This window comes from Erythrobacter westpacificensis, assembly GCF_039542285.1.
Lineage (GTDB): Bacteria > Pseudomonadota > Alphaproteobacteria > Sphingomonadales > Sphingomonadaceae > Alteraurantiacibacter > Alteraurantiacibacter westpacificensis.
The window spans coordinates 1-6,629 of sequence record NZ_BAABHV010000023.1; the positions used below are offsets into that span (position 1 = coordinate 1).

Genomic DNA, 6,629 nt, shown 5'->3' on the forward strand with positions numbered 1-6,629 from the left:
GCTTGTCGACCGTCCTTCTATCAGGGCCGGACTCTAATCCAACTTGGAGGGAAATCAGGGGGTCACGTCACCTCCGCGCCAAGATGGGCCTTCACCTTCACCGCCCAGACAAAGGCCAACCAGGATTCGCGCCACTCTGATATCTTTTCGCGAGTGAGCCAAGCACCTATCAGAACGCAGCGATATCGGTGATCGCGCGACCCAAAATCAATGCGTGGATATCGTGGGCGCCTTCATAAGTGTTGACGCTCTCTAAGTTCACCATGTGGCGGATGACTTGATATTCTTCGGAGATACCGTTGCCGCCAAGCATATCCCGGGACTGACGCGCGATATTGAGCGCCTTTCCGACATTGTTGCGTTTGACCATGGAGGACATCTCGGGCGCAAACCGACCTTCTTCCATCAAGCGACCTACGCGCAGGCTTGCTTGCAGGCCGAAGCCGATGTCGCACATCATATCCGCCAGCTTCTTCTGATAGAGCTGGGTTGCAGCAAGCGGTCTGCCGAATTGCTTGCGGTCGAGGCCATATTGGCGCGCAGCATGGAAGCAGAACTCCGCTGCTCCCATCGCCCCCCATGAAATGCCATAACGTGCTCGGTTGAGGCATCCGAACGGCCCATTCAACCCTTCGGTAAAGGGAAGCAAACCATCGGCTGCGACTCGCACTCCGTCCATCAGAATCATCCCGGTGGTTGACGCGCGTAGACTGATCTTGCCTTCAATCTTGGGCGTTTGAAGACCTGCCATGCCTTTCTCGAGGAGGAAGCCCCGGATTGCACCGCCATGCGCCTCCGATTTGGCCCAGATAACAAGGACGTCGGAGAATGGCGCATTGCTGATCCAAGTCTTGGTGCCGCTAAGGACAAATCCATCGCCATCCGGCTTGGCGACGGTGCGCATCCCGCTGGGGTCGGAACCGGCATCGGGCTCGGTCAGGCCGAAGCAGCCGATCAGCTGGCCCGACGCGAGGCCGGGCAGATATTTGCGCTTCTGCTCCTCCGAGCCATAGGCGTATATCGGATACATGACGAGGCTGGATTGGACCGAGGCCATCGATCGGTAGCCCGAATCGACACGTTCGATCTCGCGGGCCACAAGCCCATAGGCGACATAGCTAGCGCCCGCACCACCATACTCCTCCGGCAAGGTCACGCCCAACATGCCCGCCTCGCCCATCATCGCGAACAACTCCGGCGCGTCCTTCTCCTCGCGGAAAGCCTCGATCACGCGCGGCTGCAACTCGCCTTGAGAAAAGCCGTGCGCAGAATCGCGCACCATCCGCTCCTCCTCGGTAAGAAGCTCATCGAACCTAAAGGGGTCTTCCCAATCGAATTTTGCCATGTCCGCCATGCTTAATCTCCTTTACCTAAGCAAAATGGCCGGGTTGTCTCATTCGCACAATGACAATAAATACCGAATGTGATCGCGAATTGGAATGACCTGTGATTGACGGAAAGTGTCTTGCTGCTTTCGTGGCAATTTCGGAAACGCGCAGTTTCTCACGCGCCGCTGACGTGCTGGGTATTGCTCAGTCAGTCGTGAGCAAACGTCTGCGGCGGCTCGAAGACCAACTCGGCGTTGAATTGATTGATCGCAGTGCGAAGGTCAACATCCATGCCACCAACGTTGGACAACTTTTCTTGGAAGAAGCTAGAGAGACGCTCCGTCAGTTGGATCGGGCTGAGCGATCGGGCCGTAATCTCGCTCGCGACAGCAGTGGTCCGCTTAGCATTGGCTTTGTCTTCTCAGCCGCGATGAATGGCTCGTTGGTTAGGATCCTGTCGCGCTTACGAGCGGCACTGCCTGAACTGACAGTTTTGCCACGCCTGATGGAAACGCCTGAGCAGCTTGCCGCGCTGGAAGCTGGCAGCCTTGACATGGCGCTGGTCAGGCCGCGCCCCTCCTATCTACCGGGCGGCACTGCAACGGTCATCTGTTCCGAGGCGCTGATGGTGTGCATGTCGTCGACCCATCGTCTTGTTGAGGCAGACGAGATCATATCGAGGGAGTTGTCCGGCGAGCGCTTCATTGTGCCGCAATTTCGCGAACAGGTCGGGCTGAATGATTCCGTTCGTCGCCTGGCGAAGGCAGGTGGGATCGTGATGCCGGAAATTTTAAGTACCGAAGACTTCGTAAGCGCAGCCTGCCTTGCTGCCGCCGGCGTCGGCCTCGTGCTCGCACCGGAGTCGCTTTGCAATCTTGGGCTGAAAGGTGTAGTCTTTCGTCCACTGGGGGACTATTCCGAATGTCTCGAGACGGTTCTGGTTTGTCGCAAGGATGCGCCAACGCGTGCCGTCAATCAGATCCTCACGCTATTCGATAAAAGGCCGGCAATTGCTTTGCAAGACTGATTGCTAGAGAAGTGATTAGAGGAAAGGAGAGCGTCGGAACAACTATCCGGTGGAAGTTGAAAACCCTTGCTAGCCATACAGCTTGTTAGAATGCCCAGTCTTCGGCGTTCCCGGCGCAGAAGGAGGCGAATCGAGACACACGGTTGTGTTGTTGAAGTTGGCGAGGCCGCGCCCGACGCGAAACTGATAGCGGTTTACAAGCGAGTAGTTAATATTCTCAGGTCCTCCCGCTCGATAGAATATCGCGAAGTTCCTGCGCCGTATTTGTGAGTTATTGAAGGTGCTTGATACTGAGTTGAGGGCATCTCGTTGGACCGCGCATGGTAACCGGTAACCAGGCAACATGATCTGTGTGATTAGCCCCACGGTCCACTGGCGTGGGTTTTCTGTGAACATTGTCATTGGCCCACACGAGCCTCGGCCCACTCGTGCGGCAAGTCATGTTGCAAGTGCCAAAAGCATCCTTAAACTTATGCGTGGAAAGACAAATATTTGTGAGGCCCTTGATATTGTGTTAGCTCCTAAGCCGCTGTCGATCGAAGCGGACGGGCATCAGTAAAAATTGTCCGTCGTCAGAACATTAGTCACAACTCGCGGCGTAGGATTGCGAGTGCGGATTTCGTCTGATGGTAATTTTTTGCGGCGAGTTTGCGGTGAAGCAGGCGCCGACGTTCAAGTGTTTGTCGTTTGATCCTTTCTCGTCGTTGGATGATGGCTGTGGCCCTGCCGAAGTAGGTATCGGCAGTCGTGACGTTGTCGAGACTCTCGTGGTAGCGCTGGTGGTTGTAATGCTCGACGAACGCCTTGATCTGGTTCTCAAGATCGCCGGGTAGGAAGTAGTTTTCCAACAGGACGCGGTTCTTCAGGGTCTGGTGCCAGCGTTCGATCTTGCCCGGGTCTGGGGATGGAAGGGTGCGCCGCGCACATGATCCATGCCGGTCTTGCCAAGATAATCGACCAGCTCTTCAGCGATATAGCTTGGGCCATTGTCCGATAGCAGTCTTGGCCTGTGCTTGACGTGAGCATGCTCGCAACCTGAGGCGGTGAGAGCCATATCGAGCGTTTCGGTGACGTCCTCGGCCTTCATCGTCGTGCACAGCTTCCACGCGATAATATAGCGTGAGTAATCATCAAGCACCGTCGATAGATACATCCAGCCCCAACCGATGATCTTGAAGTAAGTGAAGTCCGTCTGCCACATCTCGTTCGGCCGGGTGGTCTGCGTATGGAACTGATCGGCAGCCTTGATCACGGTATAGGCCGGACTGGTGATCAGATCATGCGCCTTCAGCAGGCGGTAGACCGTGGCCTCAGAGACGAAGTAGCGCCGCTCATCGGTAAGCGCACGGCCAGCCCTCTTGGGCTAAGCTCGCTGTGCTCCAGCGCCATATCAACGATATTCTGTTGGATGGTCTCAGGCACGCGGTTCCATGCGCGCTGTGGCCCTGGCTTCCTATCCTCCAGCGCAGCTTCGCCGAAGCGCTGATAGAGGTCGTACCAGCGGTGGAAGGTGGGGCGTGCAACGCCCAGCATGTCTAAGGTCTTCTTCGCTGGCAGATGAGATCGCTCGACCAGCCTGATGATCTCCAGCTTCTCGCTTGCAGGGTATCTCATGCGTCGTCTTCCCCATGCGCAGTCATGCGAGTGCGAACGCTGAAATGCTTGCGGCAATTGCGGCAGCGGTAGGGCGTCGGCTTTTGGTTCTTGACCGTGGCAACGTTCATGCTGCCCCAGTGCTCGCAATACGATTCGTCGCCCCAGCGGTTCCATTAGAAGTAGGCCACCGCCGCTTCCTCATCGGGAATGCGCTGGAAGCCTAATCACGCTAAAGCAGAACCCAACATAAGAGAAAAGATAGAAAAAAATTGATCGCTCAAAGAAGATCATTTGCGGCAGAGTGAAGATTTGGCTGTCAGGTCGTAAGGAACGATATTGCGTTTAAAATGATTGATAGTGAGCGTTTGATCGCTTGGGGGATAGGAGCGCTGGTCGCAGTCGGGGCGGGGGCAAATACGACAGGAGGCACCTATCGGTGTCGCAGTTCCGCGACCTGATAAGTCGAGTGAATCTGCATATATAAATTCATTCGAATGATCTTCCTCGCATCCCAGCGCCACAGCATACCGCCTGGGATTCCGGTCAAACCGCCCTGTTGTCTTGACGAGACCCTTGGCCATGGAGACATACCTCACGCCATCGGGTGTTTCTGCAAGTTGGACAAGGACTCGATCGGGAATTGCAACTGCTTCATGAACTATCCAGAGAGGGCAGCTACCACCATATCGGGCGAATTGCAGGCGTGTCGCGCTGTGCCTCTTCGTTATGTTTCCGGCCATATCGACACGGCAAAAAAACACAGGAATTCCTCGTGCCCCCTGTCGCTGGAGGGTGGATAGTCGGTGACAGGTTTGTTCGAAGCTTGTCCTGAAAATAAGGCTCAAGCGATCAACGTCGTGCCGATGCTCTCGCGCAGCCATCCGAAATTTCTCGTACGGCATTAGGATTGCGCCAGCGGCATAGTTCGACAGACCAACCCTCAACAATTCTCGCGCTATCCCTGTCCGCAGACTTGCAGAGCTTGCGATCTGTTCAATGTCTTTGCTCAGCGAGCTTGTGACGATGTAATAGGCGAGCTGGAAACGTATTCCTGATGGAGGCTGGCCTGCATTGATAGTCAATGTTCGTGTTCTTGGGTCGAAGTGGCGCAGCGTTTCTGTTTGCTCCAGGATCACGCGCACGCTGTGCATTTCCAAAAGATGTTTGCGCATTGATGCGCCGCTGACGTGGCCGAATTCGTAGAACATCGAATTCGCTAGGTCCTCCGCCGATCTATCCAGGTTATCTACGTAGTTGTTGGAAAGGTGGAACCAGTCACGCACCTCTTCCCAAGGCAATCTCGAGCCAGCCTGTCCATCGGCGGCGATTGCCTCATCGACAATCTCAAGGCGTTGGCTCGTTCGCCGATAGATTTCATGCATCTCCACAAAACGGCGCGCGAACTCTGGCTGTTGTTCGGCGAGCTTCGTCAGAGAAGTGGGCTCCATGCTGTTTGCGAAAATAGGGTCTCCTAATGCTTCGCGCAGCGCATCTGCGACATGTTCAGTTTCATCAAGCTTAAACTCTTGCCAGTCGATCGGGAATAGGGTCGCCAGCTTCTCTGCAAGCCTAGAAGTCAGGGGGCGATCGTCATGCTCGAGCTGGCTCAGGTATGAAGAACTGATCGACAAAAGGTTTGCCAGCTCGGTCTGCTGCAACTTCCATCTGTCCCTCAAGGCACGAAGCTGCGTGCCAGCGAAAATTCTTGGTCTGCGGGTCATAGGGGGGCCCTACTTTGCAAAATTTGGTTTTGCAATTTTGCAAATTAACATTGGACTGATCTTATGAGCTACCCCAGTCAGTTGAGCCTGCCACCAGTTTTTCAGGCTTCAAATGTCCGCCAATATCGCCGAAATGGAACGCCGCCGTGAAGCCGCCCGCATGGGCGGAGGCCAGAAGCGCATCGACGCCCAGCACGCCAAGGGCAAGCTGACCGCGCGCGAACGGCTGGATGTGCTGCTGGACGAAGGCAGCTTCGAGGAACTCTATACCTACGTCGAGCACGACTGCGTCGATTTCGGGATGCAGGACCAGAAGATACCGGGCGACGGGGTGGTGACTGGCAGCGGCACCATCAACGGGCGACTGGTCTACGTCTTCAGCCAGGACTTCACCGTGTTCGGCGGCAGTCTGTCGAAGCGGCACGCAGAGAAGATCTGCAAGGTGATGGACAACGCCATGAAGGTCGGTGCGCCTGTCATCGGCCTCAACGACAGCGGCGGCGCGCGCATCCAGGAAGGTGTGGCCAGTCTTGGCGGCTATGCCGAGGTGTTCCAGAAGAACGTCCTTGCCAGCGGTGTCGTGCCGCAGCTCAGTCTCATCATGGGGCCGTGCGCGGGCGGGGCGGTGTACTCGCCGGCGATGACCGACTTCATCTTCATGGTGAAGGACAGTTCCTACATGTTCGTGACCGGGCCGGACGTGGTGAAGACCGTCACCAACGAGGAAGTCACGCAGGAAGACCTGGGCGGCGCGGTGGTGCACACCACCAAGACTTCGGTCGCCGACCTCGCTCTGGAAAACGATATCGAGGCGCTGCTGGCCGCGCGCGAGCTGATAGGCTTCGTGCCCGAGAGCAACCGCGACCCGCTGCCCGAACTGCCCACAGACGATCCGTGGGACCGGCGCGAGGACAGCCTCGACACGCTGATTCCGGCCAGCTCCAACATGCCCTACGA

Annotated in this window: 4 protein-coding genes and 1 pseudogene; 2 read left to right on the plus strand and 3 right to left on the minus strand. The window is 56.3% G+C overall.

Annotated elements, in window-relative coordinates; all coding sequences use genetic code 11:
- Positions 1-169: 169 nt before the first annotated feature.
- A complete protein-coding gene (locus ABFX23_RS16360) occupies positions 170-1,345 on the minus strand; it encodes an acyl-CoA dehydrogenase (protein ID WP_119588194.1) in 1,176 nt (391 codons plus the stop codon).
- 101 nt (positions 1,346-1,446) lie between these two features.
- On the opposite strand from ABFX23_RS16360, the gene ABFX23_RS16365 reads away from it, so the two are divergent.
- Positions 1,447-2,355, plus strand: a complete 909-nt coding sequence (locus tag ABFX23_RS16365; protein ID WP_119588176.1) for a LysR family transcriptional regulator — start codon at positions 1,447-1,449, stop codon at positions 2,353-2,355.
- 584 nt (positions 2,356-2,939) lie between these two features.
- Here ABFX23_RS16365 and ABFX23_RS16370 read toward each other — a convergent pair.
- Positions 2,940-3,996 (minus strand): annotated as a pseudogene (locus ABFX23_RS16370) (IS3 family transposase); the annotation flags it as partial.
- A 242-nt stretch (positions 3,997-4,238) separates the two neighbouring features.
- Entirely contained in the window at positions 4,239-5,672 is a 1,434-nt protein-coding gene (locus tag ABFX23_RS16375; RefSeq protein WP_119588177.1) for a helix-turn-helix domain-containing protein, read from the minus strand.
- Positions 5,673-5,784: 112 nt separating this feature from the next.
- Between ABFX23_RS16375 and ABFX23_RS16380 the strand changes: the two genes are divergently transcribed.
- On the plus strand, positions 5,785-6,629 hold an 845-nt coding region (locus tag ABFX23_RS16380; protein ID WP_346034045.1), incomplete at its 3' end, for an acyl-CoA carboxylase subunit beta.

Coding starts and splice junctions, on each gene's coding strand:
- ABFX23_RS16360 (WP_119588194.1), bottom strand. CDS start 1,345: ATGGCAAAATTCGATTGGGAAGACCCCTTTAGGTTCGATGAGCTTCTT.
- ABFX23_RS16375 (WP_119588177.1), bottom strand. CDS start 5,672: ATGACCCGCAGACCAAGAATTTTCGCTGGCACGCAGCTTCGTGCCTTG.